This window comes from Thiocystis minor (genome assembly GCF_016653465.1).
Lineage (GTDB): Bacteria > Pseudomonadota > Gammaproteobacteria > Chromatiales > Chromatiaceae > Chromatium > Chromatium minus.
In genome coordinates this window covers 32,307-50,369 of the sequence record NZ_NHSQ01000107.1, presented here as the reverse complement: position 1 = coordinate 50,369, position 18,063 = coordinate 32,307, and the positions used below count along the sequence as shown (strand labels likewise).

At 63.6% G+C, this 18,063-nt stretch carries 11 protein-coding genes; 9 read left to right on the top strand and 2 right to left on the bottom strand.

Annotation, left to right across the window (positions count from 1 at the left end; all coding sequences use genetic code 11):
* Window positions 1–19 precede the first annotated feature (19 nt).
* From mrcB to CCR95_RS15250, 3 genes are all read left to right on the top strand, one after another.
* Window positions 20–2,365: a penicillin-binding protein 1B gene (gene mrcB, locus CCR95_RS15260; RefSeq protein WP_420825662.1), complete on the top strand. Its 2,346-nt coding sequence runs from the start codon at window positions 20–22 to the stop codon at window positions 2,363–2,365.
* Window positions 2,366–2,646: 281 nt separating this feature from the next.
* Window positions 2,647–3,639 (top strand): hypothetical protein, encoded by a 993-nt coding sequence (locus CCR95_RS15255; protein ID WP_201095987.1) that lies wholly within the window; start codon window positions 2,647–2,649, stop codon window positions 3,637–3,639.
* 39 nt (window positions 3,640–3,678) lie between these two features.
* Window positions 3,679–5,622: a DNA repair helicase YoaA gene (locus tag CCR95_RS15250; RefSeq protein ID WP_201095986.1), complete on the top strand. Its 1,944-nt coding sequence runs from the start codon at window positions 3,679–3,681 to the stop codon at window positions 5,620–5,622.
* 137 nt (window positions 5,623–5,759) lie between these two features.
* On the opposite strand, the gene CCR95_RS15245 is transcribed toward CCR95_RS15250, so the two are convergent.
* A complete protein-coding gene (locus tag CCR95_RS15245) occupies window positions 5,760–7,304 on the bottom strand; it encodes an ATP-binding protein (RefSeq protein WP_201095985.1) in 1,545 nt (514 codons plus the stop codon).
* Between the two features lie 185 nt (window positions 7,305–7,489).
* Between CCR95_RS15245 and CCR95_RS15240 the strand changes: the two genes are divergently transcribed.
* The 6 genes from CCR95_RS15240 (at window position 7,490) to radA (ending at window position 15,324) form a co-directional block, all read left to right on the top strand.
* Entirely contained in the window at window positions 7,490–9,007 is a 1,518-nt protein-coding gene (locus CCR95_RS15240; protein WP_201095984.1) for a site-specific DNA-methyltransferase, read from the top strand.
* Between the two features lie 215 nt (window positions 9,008–9,222).
* Window positions 9,223–11,910 (top strand): DEAD/DEAH box helicase, encoded by a 2,688-nt coding sequence (locus CCR95_RS15235; RefSeq protein ID WP_201095983.1) that lies wholly within the window; start codon window positions 9,223–9,225, stop codon window positions 11,908–11,910.
* 106 nt (window positions 11,911–12,016) lie between these two features.
* Window positions 12,017–12,736, top strand: a complete 720-nt coding sequence (locus CCR95_RS15230; protein WP_201095982.1) for a vWA domain-containing protein — start codon at window positions 12,017–12,019, stop codon at window positions 12,734–12,736.
* A gap of 7 nt (window positions 12,737–12,743) precedes the next feature.
* Complete coding sequence (locus CCR95_RS15225) at window positions 12,744–13,493, top strand: J domain-containing protein (RefSeq protein ID WP_201095981.1); 750 nt, start codon at window positions 12,744–12,746, stop codon at window positions 13,491–13,493.
* 6 nt (window positions 13,494–13,499) lie between these two features.
* Entirely contained in the window at window positions 13,500–13,970 is a 471-nt protein-coding gene (locus CCR95_RS15220) for an SRPBCC family protein (RefSeq protein WP_201095980.1), read from the top strand.
* The gene (gene radA / locus CCR95_RS15215; protein ID WP_201095979.1) at window positions 13,960–15,324 is read left to right on the top strand and encodes a DNA repair protein RadA; all 1,365 of its coding nucleotides are present in this window, start codon (window positions 13,960–13,962) and stop codon (window positions 15,322–15,324) included. Before CCR95_RS15220 ends, radA begins: the two co-directional genes overlap by 11 nt.
* A 55-nt stretch (window positions 15,325–15,379) precedes the next feature.
* Here radA and CCR95_RS15210 read toward each other — a convergent pair whose 3' ends face one another.
* Entirely contained in the window at window positions 15,380–18,043 is a 2,664-nt protein-coding gene (locus CCR95_RS15210; RefSeq protein WP_201095978.1) for a DEAD/DEAH box helicase, read from the bottom strand.
* Window positions 18,044–18,063 lie beyond the last annotated feature (20 nt).

The following is an 18,063-nucleotide window of genomic DNA, read 5'->3' as shown; positions in this document are numbered from 1 at the left end:
TCGTCTCGGCCGAGTTCTGTTGTTCTGGACGTTCCTGCTCGCGGCGGGGATCGGTGTGGCCGGTCTGCTCTATGGCGTCCACCTCGACCGCGTGGTCCGGGGTAAATTCGAGGGCCAGCGCTGGGCGCTGCCGGCGCGCGTCTTCGCGCGCCCACTCGAACTCTATGCCGGTCGCCCGCTGAATCCGGAACAGTTCCAGGCCGAACTGGATCGTCTCAATTATCGCCAGGCCGCCGAACCTTCCAATCCGGGCACCTATCGTCGCGAGGGCGAGCACTTTCGAGTGCATACCCGACCTTTCCGCTTTTGGGATGGCCAGGAGCCGGGGCGACAACTCGATATCCAGCTTGCCGACCAGCGGGTCGCGGGCCTGAAGGATGCCGCTGGCGGCCCCGATCCGGCGCTGGTCCGGCTCGATGCCATGCTGATCGCCAGCATTTATCCGACGCATAACGAGGATCGCTTGCTGGTGCGCGGCAAGGATCTCCCCCCACTTCTGGTCAAGACCCTGATGGCGGTCGAAGATCGCAATTTCGATCGTCACTTCGGCGTCGATCCCAAGGGCATCCTGCGCGCCGCCTACAGCAACCTGCAGGCCGGTTCGGTGGTCGAGGGCGCCAGCACCCTGACCCAACAGTTGGTCAAGAACTTCTATCTGAACGCCGACCGCACCTTCGAGCGCAAGCTCAAGGAAGCCTATATGGCGCTCCTGCTGGAGCGTCGCTACAGCAAGGAAGAAATCCTGGAAGCCTACGCCAACGAGATTTATCTCGGTCAGGATGGCAGCCGCGCGATTCACGGATTCGCGCTCGCGAGTACCTTTTTCTTCAACAAATCGCTGAGCGAGATTGGGATCCCGGAAACCGCGCTGCTGATCGGCCTGGTTCAGGCGCCCTCCAGCCTGGATCCGCGACGTCATCCGCAAGCCGCCAAAACGCGCCGCGATCTGGTGCTGGATCTCATGGTCCGCGATGGCGTGATCGTGGCTGAGGACGCCGCGCAGGCCAAGCAGGCCCCCCTGGGGCTGGCGGAAGGCGGCGGGCGTCCGGTCGGCGAGTATCCCGATTTCATCTCGCTGGTCAGGCGCCAACTGCAACGCGATTATCGCGACGAGGATCTGCGCTCGGAAGGTTTGAATATCTTCACGACCCTGGATCCGCTGGTGCAGTCGACGGTCGAGCGTTCGCTTCCCGTCCAATTGGCCGCGCTGGAAAAATCCCGCGGCATGAAATCCGGAACCCTGGAGACCGCGGCGGTGGTGACCTCGGTGGATCAGGGCGAGGTGCTGGCCGTGGCCGGGGGCCGCAAGCCGGGCTACGCGGGCTTCAATCGGGCGCTGGATACCGTCCGCTCGATCGGCTCGCTGGTCAAGCCGGCGGTCTATTTGACCGCTTTGTCGCAACCTCAGCGTTTCACTTTGACCACCAGCATCCAGGATACCCCGGTCAGCCTGCCCGACGGCAACAAACGCTGGGAGCCGAAAAACTACGACCGTCGGGTCAATGGCTCGGTACAACTCTCCGACGCGCTGGCCCGTTCGCTGAATCTGGCGACGGTGAATCTTGGGCTCAGTGTCGGTGTGAAAAAGGTCGCCGAGACGCTCTATCAGCTCGGAGTCCAGCGCAAGATCCGGGTCGTGCCCTCGCTGCTGCTGGGATCGGTCTCCATGTCGCCGCTCGAAGTGGCGCAGATGTATCAAACCATCGCGGCGAGCGGCTATCGCGCGCCGCTGCGGGCGATTCGCGAGGTGGTGGATGCCCAAGGGCGGCCGCTGAACCGCTATCCACTGGCCGTCGAGGCGGTCGTCGACCCCAAGGCCGCCTATCTCACGACCTGGGCCATGCAGCGGGTGGTGACCCATGGGACCGCCCGCTGGCTGGGGGAAAAATTGCCGGAAGGCATGACCATGGCGGGCAAGACCGGCACCACCGACGACATGCGCGACAGTTGGTTCGCCGGCTTCTCGGGCGACAAGGTCGCCGTGGTCTGGGTCGGCCGCGACGACTACCAGCCCATGGGGCTCGCTGGCGGCACCGGCGCGCTGCGGGTGTGGGGCGATTTCATGCTGGCGCTGCCCAATGAGCCGCTGTCCGAGTTTCCGCCCGATGGCGTCGTGATTGCGAATGCCTGCGGGCGCTCGAATGTGCCCTACATCGGTGACAGTGCATCCCGCTGCGGCAGCGGCGGCGGCGGGAACGCCGGCGCTAAGCGATCCGGTCAGGCGGGTGGCGCTGGCACGAAGACGGCCGCTCAAACCATCGAGGAGCCGGTCGCCGAGCGCGAGTCGCCGCCCCCCACGCCAACACCGAAACCGCGGCAGCCGGCGGGCGGCGAAAACCTGTTCATGAGCGATTTTTACAATTAAGCCGCGTCCAGGGCGGTAGACGATGCGGTTTGGAACGGGGCATCCGCGATGATCGTTGTCGTTGTCGTTATTCGATTCGACAACGACAACGACAACGACAACGAAAGTAAGAACGACAACGAAAGCAAGAGCGATCCGTCGCAACGTTTTCTGAATATTGGGAATTCGTCATTCCCGCGAACTTGGTTGAAACGTCCTGACAGGGCGCATGCCCCGTCCGGCATGTTATTTGCCGGGAGTTTCCTTAAGGCAACATGACATTCACTTTGCGATCAAGAACCATGATGGACATATCGACCAGACTGCCGACGATTCTGATGGCCGTGGTTGGCTTGACCGCCTGCGCCATGGAACCACGCGAGGGACCTCCCGCGCCGGTGGTTCAGGTGGCGCCGCGTTTGCCGGCAGAAGAACCGGTTGCCGCACCCGCGCCCGAGACCATCCGCAAGACCGCACCGACACCAAAACCCGCCGCGCCGGCCAAAGCTAAAACCACGCTGTACGCCTATCGGGATCCCAGCGCGCCACCCGAGCCCGAGCCGGCGCCGCCGCCGCCAGCCTCTGAACCTGCGCCCGTCAAGCCCGCCGCACCCAGGACGGTCCAGGGTACGCCAACGCCGACGCCAGACGCGAAGCCCGCACCGGTCAAACCCGCCACGCCAGCCAAACCGGCGACCCCATCGGTTGCGCGAACCGCGCCAAAACCACCCGAAGCCGCGCCGTCCGCACCCAGAAAACCCATTCCGACTCCGCCAGCGACGCCAGCCCCCGCGCCGACCGTGGCGAAGGCCACGCCCGCGCCCAGGCCGACGCCCGCGCCGACAGTCGCGAAGGCTGAGCCCGCGCCGCCGAGAGTCGCCCCAGCAGCGCCGGAGCAACCGACGGTCAAGGCGGCTCCGCCCGCGCCTGCGGCTCCGCCCGCGCCTGCGGCTCCGCCCATCGCCGCGCCGAGTCTGCCGCCGGCCGCGCAAGCACTGGCCAGTCAGGCGGAACAGCAGCGTCAGTCCGGCGACTACGCCGGCGCCGCCGCCTCGCTGGAGCGCTCGCTGCGGATCGCCCCGCGCGAAGCCTATCTCTGGAATCGTCTTGCGAGGGTGCGCATGGAGCAGGGGCAGGGCGGTCAGGCGGGGAATCTCGCGGCGCGTTCCAACGATCTGGCTGGCGCGAACGCCGTCGTCAAGAAGGATAACTGGCGCATCATCGCCGAATCCAAGCGCCGCGCCGGCGATACCTCGGGTGCCGCCGAGGCGGACCGCCGCGCGGGCGTGGATTGAGCGGCTCCGCGACGGCTTGGCCCCCGATGTTTGCGCCCCGTGTCTGATCTGTCACCGATTTTCGGCCCCGCCGGGGTGCTCGCCGAACGGGTGCCCGGCTTCCGCTACCGGGCGCAGCAGCAGGCGATGGCCGAGCGGATCGCCGCCATCATGGACGCAGGCGGCGTCCTGATCTGCGAGGCCGGCACCGGCACCGGCAAGACCTTCGCGTATCTGGCCCCGGCGTTGCTGTCCCGACGCAAGGTGCTGATCTCCACCGGCACGCGCAATCTTCAGGACCAGTTGTTTCATCGCGATCTGCCATTGATCCGAAAGGCGCTCGGTCTGCCGGTGTCGAGCGCGCTGCTGAAAGGCCGCGCCAATTATCTCTGCCGTCATCGGCTCCAACTGCTGCTGGATGACCCCGGCCACCTCTCGCCCGAACTGCGTCACCATCTCCAGCAGGTGCGCGACTGGTCCACGTCCACCCGGCGCGGCGACATCGCCGAGCTGCCGCTCCCCGAGGATGCCCCGATCTGGCCCGAGGTCACCTCGACCAGCGACAACTGTCTCGGTCAGGACTGCCCGGACTGGCAGGGCTGCCATCTGGTCGCCGCCCGCCGCGAGGCCCAGGCGGCCGATGTAGTGGTCGTCAATCATCATCTGCTGTGCGCCGATCTGGCGCTCAAGGACGAGGGGTTCGGCGAGATTCTACCGGGCGCCGACTGCTTCGTAATCGACGAGGCGCACCAGCTTCCCGACACCGCGTCGAACTTCTTCGGTATTTCGCTCAGTAGCCGTCAACTGTTGGACCTGGCGCGCGATACCGAACTTGAAGCGCGCCGCGAGGCGGGCGATGTCCCAGAACTCCCCGAACGCGCCGGTAAACTACGCCGCGCGGTGCAGGATGCGCGGCTCGGGTTGGGCGATGCGGATCGCCGCGGTCCCTGGCGCGAATTCGTCGGCGATCCGGGCTTTCAGCGGGCGCTGGAAACGCTCGAACGCCGCCTGTCTTCATTGGCCGAGGTGCTCAAGGCGATGTCGGGCCGGGGCAAGGGGCTGGACGCCTGCTTGGCGCGCGCCGCGGATCAGCGGGAGCGTCTGCACACCCTCGTGGCCAGCGAGCCCGAGGACGCGGTGCGCTGGTTCGAGACCCTGGGGCGCGGTTTCCGGCTGCATCAGACCCCGCTGGAGGTCGCCGATGTCTTTCGCGAGCAGATCGGCCACGAGCGCACCGCCTGGATCTTCACTTCCGCCACCCTTGCGGTCGGCCACGGCTTCGAGCATTTCGCCCGCCAGCTCGGCATCGAGAAAGCCCAGACCGAACGCTGGGAAAGCCCCTTCGACTACCCCAATCAAGCACTCTGGTTCGTCCCGCGCGGTCTGCCGCCGCCGTCCGATCCCGACTATAACCGGCAGGTGCTCGAACTGGCTTGCGAGGTCATCGGCTACAGTCGCGGCCGCGCCTTTCTGCTCTTCACCAGTCATCGCGCGCTGCGCGAACTGGCCGCCGGGCTGGAGGGCCGGATCGACTATCCGCTGCTGATCCAGGGCAGCGCACCGCGCGCCGAACTGCTGGAACGCTTTCGCGAACTCGGCAACGCGGTCCTGCTCGGCACCTCCAGTTTCTGGGAGGGCGTCGACGTGCGCGGCGAGGCGCTCTCCTGCGTGCTGATCGACCGTCTGCCGTTCGCCTCGCCGGGCGATCCGGTGCTGGCCGCGCGCATCGACACGCTGCGTCAGCGCGGCGGCAATCCCTTCCGCGATTATCAGTTACCGCAGGCCGTGATCGCGCTCAAGCAGGGCGCCGGGCGTCTGATCCGCGGCAGCGAGGATCGCGGTGTGCTGGTGGTCTGCGACCCGCGTCTGCTGTCGCGGTCTTATGGCTATACCTTTCTCGACAGTCTGCCGGCGATGGCGCGCACGCGGCATATCGAGGATGTGCGCGCGTTTTTTGGCGTGGGGGCGGATGGCGGCGGGTGCGACTCCGGTGCCCGCGCCTGATCGCCGGGATGGCGGAACGTGAAGCGCTGGAGTACGCAACCACTGCACCTGCTGTCGCGCGATGCGACCTTGGCGGCTTATGGTGCAATGGTGATGGCGGTCTGAGTCGCGTTACACTCGCCCGCATGGCAGCAAGGTCATAACGTCTCCACCTCAAACCCGACGAGGGTGCGCCGCTCGCGACTGAATTCGATGCCGATCAGATGGATTGGCTGACCCAGCGCGCGATGTTTGTCGGCATAGCCACGCTCCTTGATCTGCTGCAACGCCTGTCCCTCGGGCGCCAGTTCGACCACTTTGAACTCGAACAGCCAGACTTGCGCATTGAACTTGAGCGTCAGATCCACCCGCCCCCGGTTGCTCGCGTCTTCCGGCGTCAGATCCAGTCCCAGTGCGGCCAGATGGCTGTAGAAGACGCTGGCGTAGAAGCCTTCGTAGCGGGCGATCGGGTGACCGTCGTGCCACTGGTGCGGAATGGCGGCGAACAGGCTCTCCAGATGCGCGCGCAGGGCCGCGAAGTCGCCGCTGATCAGCACATCGTAGAGCCGGCTCACGGCGCGCTCGGCCTGCGACGGATCGCCCATCAACCCCTTGAGCAGGGCGTCGTTGAGCGCGCTGGTGACTTCCAGATTCGGATAGCCCAGGCGATATTCGCGCCGCGCGCCGATGCGCCGCGAACCGGCGAAGGTGAGATAGCCGGTCTGCCACAACAGCGCCTCGGTCGCCAGATGGTCGACGTCGAAGGTCGAGAGCAAGGCTTCGGAGGCGTGGAGTTCGGCCAGTTCGGGCGTGAAACAGCCGCGTTCGGTGAGCAGATCGACTAGAAAGGTCGGGGTACCGGTCTCGAACCAGAAGGGTTGGAACTCACGTTTACGAAACAGCAGCAGCAGATCGAAGGGGTTGTAGACCGCCGTGCCGAGCCAGTTATAGCCGTTGTACCAGCGGCGGATCTCGTCGCGGTCCAGTCCGTCGAGTTCGGGCGCGAAGACGGTTTCGACATCGGTCTGGGTGTAGCCGCAGAGCGCCGAATAGTCGGCATCCACGGTGATGTCGTTGAGGTTATTCAGCCCGGAAAAGATGCTGACCTTGCTGAATTTGCTTACGCCGGTGATGAAGGCGAAGCGGATGTGCGCGTCTTGATCCTTGATGACCGAATAGAGATTGCGCAGGCCGTCGCGCAGCTCGCGGGCGATGTTCGGCGTGGTGAGATTGTCGAGGATCGGTTTGTCGTATTCGTCGATCAGGATCACCACCCGCTGGCCGGTGGCGGCGTGGGCGAGCCGGATCAGCTCGCCAAAATATCCGGACGCGCCGGTTTCGGTGCAGGTCACGCCAAGCGCCGCCTGATTGATGCGCAGTTGTTCGCCGATCTTGCGCTCCAGGGTGACCGAATCATGCAGCACCCCGCCGCCAAAACTCAGCCGGATGACCGGATACGCGATGCTCCAATCCCACTGCGGATGGATCGACAACCCGCGAAACAGCGCCTCGTTGCCGGCGAAGAGTTCGCCGAGGGTGTCGAGCAACAACGATTTGCCGAAGCGGCGCGGACGCGAGAGGAAATAGTATTTTCCTTCGTCGATCAGTTGCCGGATAAAGCCGGTTTTGTCGACATAGTAATGGTCCTCCTCGCGAATCTCGCGGAAGTTCTGGATCCCGATCGGAAGTTTGCGGCGGTGCATGGCGGTCATCGGTTGGCAGTTGGTTGTCATCAGTATGGTACAGCGGCGTCGATCGTCGTTCCGTCCTGAATCGATTGGCCGATGGTCCGCTGCGCGGACCGAGCGACGGTGGCTAAAACGACGAACAAGGCTGGTACCGCCAAGTACGGTAGACTTGGGCCTGTCGCCACCAGGAAAACGAGCAGATGCCATTTCTCGATTGGGTCAATAAACATCAGGCCAAGGAAGCCATTCGAGAGGTGCCTTATCACCTGCTCACACCGGAATCCATCCACGGTGCGGACGGGGATAATCTGCTGATCCAGGGCGATAATTTGCTGGCGCTCAAGGCGCTAATTCCGTTCTACGCCGGGCGGGTGAAGTGCATCTTCATCGATCCGCCTTACAACACGCAAAGCGCCTTCGAGCACTACGACGATAAGCTCGAACATAGCCAGTGGCTGTCGATGATGTATCCCCGGCTGGTGCTGCTGCGCGATTTGCTGGCCGAGGATGGGAGTCTTTGGGTGTCGATCGATGACCGCGAGGCGCACTATTTGAAAGTGTTGATGGATGAGGTGTTTGGGCGGAAGAATTTCATTGCAAACGTCGTTTGGCAGAAAGCATATACATCAAATCAAACTGCGCAATACATATCAGACACTCACGATCACATCCTTATATACACAAAAAACTTCAATAGCGCGTACTTTGGAAAAATATCAAGGACAGACGAGCAGGTTGCCAAGTTTAAAAATCCCGACAATGATCAACGAGGACCTTGGAAAGCGGAAAATTTATCTGCCGGAAAATTTTATTCGGCGGGTCAATTCTTAATCATAGGGCCAACAGGGAAAACCTTTTCTCCACCCAAGGGGCGTTATTGGCGATGCAACGAAACCCAATATAAATCATGGCTTGAGGATGGCCGGATTACTTTCGGCCTTAGCAAAACAGGACGACCTATGCTAAAGAAGTTCCTTCATGAAATGACATCTGGACTTACACCAAACACATGGTGGAATCATGAAAACTTCGGGAGCAATAAAGAAGCCAGTATAGATTTAAAATCGTTATTCTCCGATGCCAATGAAGTATTTCAAACGCCTAAGCCAGAGAAGTTAATTTATAGAATCCTCGAAATATCAACTGTCCCCAACGACATCGTCCTAGACTCCTTCCTCGGCTCCGGCACCACCGCCGCCGTCGCCCACAAAATGAACCGCCGTTGGATCGGCATCGAAATGGGCGAGCACGCCCGCACCCACTGCCTTCCGCGCCTGCAAAAAGTCATCGACGGCGAGCAGGGCGGGGTCAGCGACGCCGTGGGCTGGACGGGCGGCGGCGGCTTCCGCTTCTGCACGCTGGGCGAGGTGGCCTTCGATGCGCGGGGTCACATCCATCCCGCCGTGCGCTTCGCGACGCTGGCGGCCTACATCTGGCATTTCGAGACCGGCGAGCCGGGTCAACGGACGTTCGACCATCCGCTGTTGGGCATCCACAACGGCACCGCCTATTACCTGCTCTATAACGGCATCCTGGGGGATCGTCGGCCAGCGGGCGGCAATGTGTTGACGCACGCCGTCCTCGATCTGCTGACGTCGTTATCGCTCCATGCCGGACCGCGCGTCATCTATGGCGAAACCTCCCGCGTGGGCGCGGTCCGTCTGGCTGCCGAGAACATTGCGTTCAAGCAGATTCCTTACGATGTGAAGATGCGTTAGGTGATTTCCCTAAAATTTCAGCGATGTAGGATTTTCCGCTCATCCTTCGACAAGGCTCTCCTGAGCGAAGCCGAAGGGCTCAGGACGAACGGAAAATCGGTCAAGTCTTTCCCGGAGATCACCTTAAACCGCGTCTGCTGCGACGCTTGTCGATTGGCGCGAAGCCGGATCGATACACGAACAATGCATGTCATGCGAGACGCGGTTTAAGAGCTATGTTTGAACTCAAAATCTACCAACGGAACGCACTGGACGCGCTGGTCCAGTTCCTTCAAGCCTGCCGCTCCATGCCGATAGCGGATGCCTTTCACGCGATGCTGGCCGGACAGCAGCGCGACGACGAGCGGTATCATCCGATCTTCGACACCGCGCCATGCGTCTGTCTGCGCATTCCCACGGGGGGCGGAAAAACGGTGCTGGCGGCGCATGCTGTGGCGCTGGCGGGCAAGACGTTCCGCGATAGCGATGCGCCGGTGGCGCTCTGGCTGACGCCATCGGACACGATCCGCTCGCAAACCCTGGCGGCGCTGACCAATGCGCGTCATCCCTACCGGCAGGCCCTGGCGGGCTATTTCGGGGATCGGATGCGGGTGTGCGATCTCGACAGCCTGCAAACCATCGGCCCGCACGATGTGGGCAAGAACTGTATCCTGGTGGTGGCGACCATTCAGTCGTTCAACGTGACGAACACGGCGCAGCGCACGGTCTATTCCTTCTTCGAGGAACTGGCGCCGCATTTCGACAACCTACCCGCCAACGTATCCGACGATCTGGAGCGCGTGACCGAGGCGGATCTGCAAACGCAACCCTTCCTGACGGTGGCCGATCTGGGCCGGGTCAAACATTCGGTGGCGAACTGGCTGCATCTGCAACAGCCGCTGGTGATCGTCGACGAGGCGCACAACAACCGCACCGACCGCTTTTTCAAGACGCTGGGGCGGCTCAACCCAAGCTGCGTGATCGAGCTGACGGCCACGCCGGTGGCCGGAAACAATGTGCTCTACCATGTGTCGGCCCAGGAGTTGAAGACCGAGCAGATGATCAAGCTGCCGATCGTGCTGGCCGAGCACCCCGACGGCTGGCGCGCCTGTCTGCGCGATGCGGTGCTTACCCGTGACCGGCTGGAACTGGCGGCCCAGAAGGAAACCGATTACATCCGTCCGATCCTGCTGGTGCAGGCGGCGCCGAAAGGCAACGAGGCGACCGTCGAGGTCGTGCGCCAGCACCTGATCGAGCAGGAGAACATCCCGGAACGCCAGATCGCGATCGCGACGGGATCACAGAAGGAATTGGACGGGATCGATCTGTTCGATCGCGCCTGTCCGGTGCGCGTGGTCATCACCGTCGAAGCCTTGAAGGAAGGCTGGGATTGTTCGTTCGCCTATGTGCTGGCTTCGCTGCAATCGGTCCATTCGGCCAAGGATGTCGAGCAGTTGCTGGGGCGGGTGCTGCGGATGCCCTATGCCAGAACGCGCCAGCAGGAGACCCTGAATCGGGCCTACGCCCATATCGTCGCGGAGAATTTCGCGCAGGCCGCCTCCACGCTCAAGGATCGCATGGTGCAGAACATGGGCTTCGAGCGGCTGGAAACGGCGGCGCTGATCGTCCCGCAGCAATCCCTGCCGCTGGTTGGCGGGGCGGGTAGCGCGGGGCACGGGACCATCGCGCCGCTGATCCCGGAGTGCCAGATCGAGGTGCCGGCGGTGCCCGATACGCAACACTGGCCCGCCGCGCTCCGGGCGTCGGTGCAGGTCCGGGCCACCACCCAGGGCGCGACGCTGCTGCTCAAGGGCGATGTCGATGCCGACACGCTGGCACAGGCCGAGGCGTTCATCGGCAACGCGCTTCCCGAGCAGGCGCGGGCAGCGGTCAAGGAGCAATTCGACGCGCACCGCGCCCTGCGTCAGGCGCTGCGCGCGCCGGTCCAGTTCGGTTTGAGCTTCGCGCCGATTCCCCAGCTTTGCCTACGGCTGGATGACCGTCTCGAAGTCGTCGAGAAGGAAACGCTGGCCGATCTCGGGGACTGGGACTTGCTGGACCAGCCGGTGCAGCTCGCGGGTTTTTCGCTCGCCGAGACGATCCATTCGTTCGAGATCGATGTCAACGGACAGCGGGTTAGCTATCGTCACGTCGATGCCCAGCAGTTGCAGTTGAACGAGGTCGCCAGCCATGTCACCGAGACGGGGTTGCTGGTGGAACTGGACCGGGAGTTGCGCCAGCCGTTTTTGTCGCAACGGCAATTGCAGCGTTATCTGCTCAAGTTGCTGGCGCATCTGATCCATGAGCGGGGTTTCACGCTGACGGCGCTGGTGCGCGCGCGCTTCCAGTTAGCGCGGGCCATCGCCAGCGAGATTGAACGGTTGCGGCGGATCGCCATCTCAAAGGGCTTTCAGCAGCGGCTGTTTGACATGGCGACGCCATCGCTCGAAGACCTGGCCCAGTACAGTTTTCAGTTTCAGCCAGGTCAGTATCCGGCCCGATTGTGTTATCAGGGCCGCTACGAGTTCAGCAAGCACTTCTATCCTTTGATCCATGATCTGCGCGAAACCACCGCCGCCGGCAAGCCGGGCGAAGAGTTTCTCTGCGCGCAGGCGATCGACGCGCATCCCAGGGTCAGGCATTGGGTACGGAACATCGAACGCCAGGAACGGTTTTCATTCTGGCTACCGACCGCGACCGATTATTTTTACCCCGATTTCGTGGCCGAACTGACGGATGGGCGCATTTTTAAGGTCGAATACAAGGGCGAGCCCTACAAAACCAACGACGATTCGCGCGAAAAAAACCAAGTCGGGCATCAATGGGAAACCTCCAGCGACGGGCGTTGCCTGTTTCTATTGGCCGTCGCCGAGGATGAGGCGGGGCGATCCGTGTTTCAGCAGATCGCCGAGAAGCTGGCTTGATTCAGGATCGCGAAGGCGTTCGCGCCACGTCGTCGCTGATCCCCGAGGCGCCCCAACGGGTTGCGGGTTTGGCGCAAAAGACACGCTGAGTACAGACGAGGTTGCCATGGCCGCTCCGCGAAAAGATCTGGACACGTCATCCACTGAAGGCGCGGTGAGCGACTTTCTGCGCCGGGTCGCGGAGACGCCGCGCGCTGGTCCGAGCGGCGCGCGCGGGCGTCTGATCTTCGCGCTCGACGCCACGGCCAGCCGGGAGCCGACCTGGGATCAGGCGACCCACATCCAGTCGAATATGTTTCTGGAGACCCAGAATCTCGGCGGACTGGAGATTCAGCTCTGCTTCTATCGCGGTTTCCAGGAATTCGAGTCATCCGACTGGTACCGGGATTCCGATGCCCTGCTGACACGCATGAATCGGGTGTTCTGCGCGGCCGGGTTGACCCAGATCGGCCGGGTGCTCGAACACGCCATCGACGAGGCCGCGAAGGGTAAGGTGAACGCGCTGGTGTTCGTCGGCGATTGCATGGAAGAGAACCGAGAGCGGCTGGCCGATCTGGCCGGACAACTCGGGTTGCTCGGGGTGCCGGTCTTCGTCTTCCAGGAAGGACGCGATCCGACGGCGGAGCCCTGTCTGCGCGACATCGCCCGACTGAGCGGCGGCGCCTGGTGTCCGTTCGACGCCAACAGCCCGCATCTGCTACGCGATCTGTTGAGCGCGGTGGCCGTCTATGCCGCTGGCGGGCGCAAGGCGCTCGAACGCTACGGAAAAACGCGGGGAGGGGCCGTTCTGCAACTGACCCATCAAATCGCTCGGAAAGGAGGTTGAAAGCCGCATGGGCCGTTTACTGATTCTGATCGGCATCGTCCTGGCCGTGCTCTGGTTTCTCCACTGGTTTCGCGTGACACCGCCGGAACAGGTCAGCCGGGTTCTGCGCAAGGTCGCGCTCTGGGGCGTCATCGGGCTGGTGCTGCTGGCAGTGCTGACCGGACGCCTGAATCCGCTGTTCGCCGCCCTGGGCGCCTTGATTCCGATCGTCCTGCGGGTCGCGCATCTGCTGCGTCTGGCGCCGGCGCTCCAGCAACTCATCCGCGCGCTCGGTCTCGGCGGACTGGCGGGGGCCGCGCACGCCGGTCAACAGGCATCGGCGATTCGCACCCGCTATCTATCCATGCGTCTTGATCACGCCACCGGGGCGCTCGATGGCAGCGTGCTCGATGGCCCCTTCAAGGGTCGTCAACTGGGTGAACTCGACCTTGACGATCTGCTGCGAATGCTGGAACTGTATCGCGACAGCGACGCCCAGTCCGCCGCCGTGCTGGAGTCCTATCTGGACCGCGAGCATGGCGACGACTGGCGCGACCGGGTGTCGAACCACGCTCAAGCTGGTCAGGCACCGCCGAGCAGTGGCCGGTTGAGCGACGCCGAGGCCCGCTCGATCCTGGGGGTCGACGCGAACGCGAACGCCGAGGCCATTCGCGCCGCGCACCGTCGACTGATGCAGCGGCTGCATCCGGACCGTGGCGGCTCCGACTATCTGGCCGCCCAGATCAACGCCGCGAAACGTACATTGCTTGGGGAGTGAACACGCATGATCAAGACCGCATCGGAGGCACTGATCGAGTGCCCGCTGGAAGAGGTATTCAGGTTCGTGGCCGAGAATTTCGTCCTGAACTATCCACGCTGGTCGCCCGAGGTGCGCGACCTGGAGGCGCTGACCGATGGCCCTTTTCAGGTTGGCTGGATCGGGCGGCAGGTGCGCTTCGACCATGATCGATGGAGCGACAGTCAGTTTCGCGTGAGCGTCTTCGAGCCGGGCCGTCAACTGACCCTGGAGGGGATCACCGACACCTATCGGATCGACTATCGGTTCGAGCCTATCGAGACCCGGACCCAGGTGTCCTTCGTCCTGGAGCTTGAGATCGCGCCCACCCTGCGACCCTTTGAACAGATGGTGCAACAAGCCGCCCAGAACACCGGGGACCGGATGATGAGCAACCTGAAATGGCTTATCGAGGAGGAGCTGACGCCGCCCGCCAGCGAACCCCCCGATGGCCGTTAGCAAGCCCCGCACCGCCTATGTCTGCAACGCCTGCGGCGCGCGCCACCCCAAATGGGCCGGTCAGTGCGCCGACTGCGGCGCCTGGAACAGCTTGGCCGAAGTGGCCGAACCCCGCAAACCCGTGGTGCGCGGCGGCTATACCGGCGCGGCGGACGCAACCCGCATCGAAACCCTGTCGGAGATCAGCCCCGAGGAACGTTCGCGCATCCTGAGCGGGATCGGCGAACTGGATCGGGTGCTCGGCGGCGGTCTGGTGGCCGGCTCGGTGGTGTTGATCGGCGGCGATCCCGGCATCGGCAAATCGACCCTGCTGTTGCAGGCATGCGCCGCGCTCGCGACCGACCTGCCGGTGCTCTATGTCAGCGGCGAGGAATCGCCCCAGCAGATCGGTCTGCGCGCGCGCCGGCTGGGTCTGGCCGGCGACGGTATCCGGCTGCTCGCCGAGACCTGCGTGGAACGCATCCTGGAGCATGCCGCCGCGGAGCATCCGCGCATCATGGTGGTGGATTCGATCCAGACGCTCTTTACCGAAACCCTGCAATCGGCGCCGGGCTCGGTCTCGCAGGTGCGCGACGCGGCGGCGCAACTGGTGCGCTTCGCCAAGCAGCAGGACACGGTGGTGTTTCTGGTCGGGCATGTGACGAAAGATGGCTCGCTCGCCGGCCCGCGCGTGCTGGAGCACATGGTCGACACCGTGCTCTATTTCGAGGGCGAGCATGGCGGTCCCTTCCGCATCGTGCGCTCGATCAAGAATCGCTTCGGCGCGGTCAACGAACTGGGCGTCTTCGCCATGGGCGATCACGGACTGCGCGAGGTCAAGAACCCCTCGGCCATCTTTCTCTCGCGCCACGATCAGCCCGTCTCCGGCAGTTTGGTGATGGTCACCCGCGAGGGCACTCGCCCCTTGCTGGTCGAGGTCCAGGCGCTGGTCGACGAAAGCCCGCTGGCCAATCCGCGCCGGGTCGCTCTTGGCCTGGATCAGAATCGCCTGTCGATGCTGCTCGCGGTGCTGCACCGTCACGGCGGGGTGGGGCTGTTCAATCAGGATGTCTATGTCAACGTGGTGGGCGGCGTGCGCATCGCCGAGACCGCCGCCGACCTGCCGGTCATCATGGCGGTGCTGTCGAGCTATCGCGACCGCCCGCTGCCGCTGGAGTTGGCGGCGTTCGGCGAGGTCGGACTGTCGGGCGAGATCCGCCCCGTGCCCAACGGCCCCGACCGTCTCCGCGAGGCGGTCAAGCACGGCATCCGCCGCGCTATCGTGCCCAAGGGCAACGCGCCTAAGGAAGGTGTCGAGGGATTGGAGATCGTGGCGGTGCGGACGCTGGGAGAGGCGCTGGAGGCGGGAGCCTGATGAGTGACTGACACCCGACACGGACGGTCTGACTCCCAAAGCGCGCGATCCGCCGTCACCGGATACTCATGTCCCCCATCTTCTCGGGCCAGCATAAGGTCAAGTCGGCCATCAATGGTTGACGGAAGGGCAGTCGCAGACTGTCGATGGCCGTCATGGCATGTCGCCGTGCAGTGTCCAGCCAAAGGGATAGCGCCTCCGGGGATCGTTCGCAGGCGTCTGGCCCCAGCTCTCGGTGCGCGACCCGGCATCGATTGAGGATTTCCAACACCTCCTCGTCACGGATGAGCACCAACTCACCGGCGGCATCGACCGTGACGCCAGCAATCACCTGACGCACCTGCCCGCTTTGGCTCGTGACCGCATCCATGAAGCGGAACACCGCCAATGGTTCGGGCAGCCCGTTCACCAAGGCCAGCGACGCCTCCCAGTCATCCGCCTGAGCCAGCGCCTGATCGAAGACTTGGTGTCCCACCCCCAGGATCCGCTTCGCCTCCTCGTTGTCTTGCGGATGACGATGAAAGATCAGCCCCTCGTAGCGCGTGCGGATACCGGGCGAGGTGAGCCAGACCTCCGGGGTCTTGAAGCTGAAGACACCATCGTCACGCTCCGGTCGGCGACGGTTGCAGACCAGCATGCCGTGGAAAAAGGGCATCAGATCGGGCAAATCCTTGCGCGGCACATCGGCGAGTTGGGATAGGTCGAAGCTCTGACAATGCCCGACGAGGTCCAGCACGGTGGAGATCGCCGCCCGCCCGCCGAGGCTCCGCGTTTTGGCGTCGAACCAGTCGTCCAGCCGCTCGGGTCGTACGCCCTGTCCCTCGCTAAACAGATCGTTGAAGAAGCCTGGCCCTGCCATGCCGAGCACCATCTGCATCAGATCCTCCGGCTCGTCCATGGCATGCCCCAGCGCATCCATGATGTGCCTGAGTTTTTGTTCGAGCTTGCCCCAGATCCGCGCTTCCACCGTGCTTGGGTTGCGCAGGGTGACGACCTCCACCGGCTGGGTCTGACCATAGCGATTGAGCCGTCCGACCCGTTGATGCAGACGCATCGGGTTCCACGGCAGATCGACATGGATCAGGGTATGACAGCGCGCCTGGAGATCGATGCCTTCGCCGCCGGCCTCGGTCGAGACCAGGAAGCGAATCCGCCCCTGATTGAAAGCGTCCGCGGTGGTCTCGCGGTTTCCGGTCAACTGGGTCTCCTGGCCGGACGGCAGACGCACCCCGACGAGACGGTCATCGCCATTGATAAAGCCCACCGCATCCTGACCGAAGCGCGCCATCAGGGTCGAGACCACGAGTGCCTGAGTGGCCTTGTATTCGGTGAAGAGCAGGACCGACCGCTCGCCAAAACGACGCTCGATCAGTTCCCCAATCCGCACAATCTTGCTTTCCTCCGTGATCGGCTCGGCCGCCTCGATCAGTGCGCGCAGGTGCGGCAGTTCGTCGGCCATGAGCTGAAACCTCGCCTCGTTCTCCCAACGCAAGAACGCATCGAAGACCTCGGCATCCGCGTCATCGTCCTGACGTTCGAGCAGCGCCTGTTCTTCCCGAAATTGCGCCACTTGTCGTTCCAGGTTGGCGAGACGCCGGCGCAGGGCCGAACGAATGGCGGCCACTGAACTGGAGGCGATCTTCTGCATCGCGATCAGCACCAGGGTCACCTGGCGACGCCCGCTTTGGTCCAACCCGGACGCATAGGCGTGACCGGCCATGATGAAGCGGGTCAGAAGCTGGTAGAAGTCCGCTTCCGCCTCGCGATAGGCATAGGTTTCCGGATGATTGGTCACGGGTTGGAAGAGGCGCCTGCCCGCCATATCCGTCACCTTCTGTTTGAAATTGCGGATCAGCACCGGGCGCAACAATGGCAATTGCTCCGACTCCGGGCGCTGGGGGCTAAACACGTCCGGTTGTAGCAGGCCCATCAGGGACCAGAAGCCATAGGGTTTGCCGCGATGGGGCGTCCCCGTGAAAAACAGGCAGGAGTCCACGCGCTCCTCGGTGACCAGCCGTTCCACGAACCGATAGCCCAGGGTCTTGCCGGTGTCCTCGTCGGCATTGAGGTGATGGGCCTCGTCGACGATCAGCATGTCCCAGCGCGGGGCGTCCAGCAGCCGTTCGTGACGCCCCTTGCGGTCGGCCCGCAGGGTTGGCAGCGAGGCGACCACCTGATGGTGAGTGCTCCAGAAATCAGCCTTGGGGGTGTCCACGTCTGGCCGGTACATGGACAGACGGATATCGAACAGGGTACGCAGCCGTTCCTGCCACTGTTCCACCAAGGCCGCCGGGGTGAGGATCAGCAGTCGCCGGACCTTGCCGCTGGAGAGCAGGGGCCAGAGGATCAGCCCAGCCTCGATGGTCTTGCCCAAACCCACGTCATCGGCGATCAAGAGCCGGATCGGCCACTGTTGCAAGGCGCGATGACAAACCCAAAGCTGATGCGGCAGCAGATCGATCCGTGAGCGCGAGAACACCCCCCAGGCATCGTTGAGCGACCGGATCGCCGCCGCCTGCGTCTTGAGCGTCACCTCCAGCGCCGGCGACCAATGGCCCAGCCGCACGGCGTCGGCGAGCGCCATCCGGCGCGTAAGAATCGCCGCCTCGCAGGACTCGATCCGATCGCCGAAGCGGACGATAACCGTCCCGCCCTGATCGAGGATGACACTGCCGGTGCCGAAACCCGGATGCCGGACCTGTTGGTCTTTTTCGAACATGGGGACTCCGAGCGCATTGC

Bases quoted from the DNA above. Each gene is read 5' to 3' on its own strand.
- CCR95_RS15255 (WP_201095987.1), top strand. From the start codon at position 2,647: ATGATGGACATATCGACCAGACTGCCGACGATTCTGATGGCCGTGGTT.
- CCR95_RS15245 (WP_201095985.1), bottom strand. From the start codon at position 7,304: ATGCACCGCCGCAAACTTCCGATCGGGATCCAGAACTTCCGCGAGATT.
- CCR95_RS15240 (WP_201095984.1), top strand. From the start codon at position 7,490: ATGCCATTTCTCGATTGGGTCAATAAACATCAGGCCAAGGAAGCCATT.
- CCR95_RS15235 (WP_201095983.1), top strand. From the start codon at position 9,223: ATGTTTGAACTCAAAATCTACCAACGGAACGCACTGGACGCGCTGGTC.
- CCR95_RS15230 (WP_201095982.1), top strand. From the start codon at position 12,017: ATGGCCGCTCCGCGAAAAGATCTGGACACGTCATCCACTGAAGGCGCG.
- CCR95_RS15225 (WP_201095981.1), top strand. From the start codon at position 12,744: ATGGGCCGTTTACTGATTCTGATCGGCATCGTCCTGGCCGTGCTCTGG.
- CCR95_RS15220 (WP_201095980.1), top strand. From the start codon at position 13,500: ATGATCAAGACCGCATCGGAGGCACTGATCGAGTGCCCGCTGGAAGAG.
- radA (WP_201095979.1), top strand. From the start codon at position 13,960: ATGGCCGTTAGCAAGCCCCGCACCGCCTATGTCTGCAACGCCTGCGGC.
- CCR95_RS15210 (WP_201095978.1), bottom strand. From the start codon at position 18,043: ATGTTCGAAAAAGACCAACAGGTCCGGCATCCGGGTTTCGGCACCGGC.